This is a genomic window from Caballeronia sp. LZ043 (assembly GCF_031451075.1).
Taxonomy (GTDB): domain Bacteria; phylum Pseudomonadota; class Gammaproteobacteria; order Burkholderiales; family Burkholderiaceae; genus Caballeronia.
In genome coordinates, this window is record NZ_JARUXT010000045.1 from 1 (window position 1) to 1,096 (window position 1,096).

1 protein-coding gene is annotated in these 1,096 nt (G+C 66.0%); it reads right to left on the reverse strand.

The genetic code is table 11. The annotated features are described in order from the left end of the window. Position 1: 1 nt before the first annotated feature. Positions 2-1,096: acetyl-CoA C-acetyltransferase (locus QCE64_RS36400; RefSeq protein ID WP_309936149.1), on the reverse strand; the 1,095-nt coding region annotated here is incomplete at its 5' end.

Below are 1,096 nucleotides of genomic sequence, written 5' to 3' on the forward strand. Positions count from 1 at the left end.
CTTACGGCCGTTCCACCGCCAGCGCCACGCCCATGCCGCCGCCGATGCACAGCGACGCCAGACCCTTCTTCGCATCGCGCTTCTGCATTTCGTGCAGCAGCGTCACCAGAATCCGGCAGCCCGATGCGCCGATCGGATGCCCGATCGCGATCGCCCCGCCGTTCACGTTGATCTTCGACTGATCCCAGCCCATCTGCTGATGCACCGCCAGCGCCTGCGCCGCGAACGCTTCGTTGATTTCCATCAGGTCCAGGTCGTTGACGCTCCAGCCCGCGCGCTCCAGACAGCGCTTCGACGCCGGCACCGGACCCATGCCCATGATCTTCGGACTCACGCCTGCGTTCGCGTAGGCCTTGATGCGCGCCAGCGGCGTCAAACCGAGCGCTTCGGCCTTCTTCGCCGACATCACGACCACGGCCGCCGCACCGTCGTTGATGCCCGATGCATTCGCCGCCGTCACCGTGCCTTCCTTCGAGAACGCGGGCTTCAGACCCGCCAGCGCCTCGGCGGTCACGCCGTGACGCACGAATTCGTCCGTGTTGAACTGAAGCGGCTCGCCCTTGCGCTGCGGAATCGAGACCGGCACGATCTCGTCGTTGAAGCGGCCTTCCTTCTGTGCCTTCTCGGCCTTGTTCTGCGACAGCGCCGCGAACGCATCCTGCTGCTCGCGCGTGATGCCGAATTCCTTCGCGACGTTCTCGGCCGTCGTGCCCATGTGATAGTTGTTATAGACGTCCCACAGGCCGTCGACGATCATCGTGTCGATGAGTTTCGCATCGCCCATGCGGAAGCCGTCGCGCGAGCCCGGCAGCACGTGCGGCGCCGCGCTCATGTTTTCCTGGCCGCCCGCGATCACGATGTCCGCATCGCCCGCGATGATCGCGTTCGCCGCCAGCATCACCGCCTTCAGGCCCGAGCCGCACACCTTGTTGATCGTCATGCCGGGCACCATGTCCGGCAGCCCTGCCTTGATGAGCGACTGGCGCGCCGGGTTCTGTCCCGAGCCCGCGGCCAGCACCTGGCCGAGAATGACTTCGCTCACCTGATCCGGCTTCACGCCTGCGCGTTCGAGCACGGCCTTGATGACCGTTGCGCC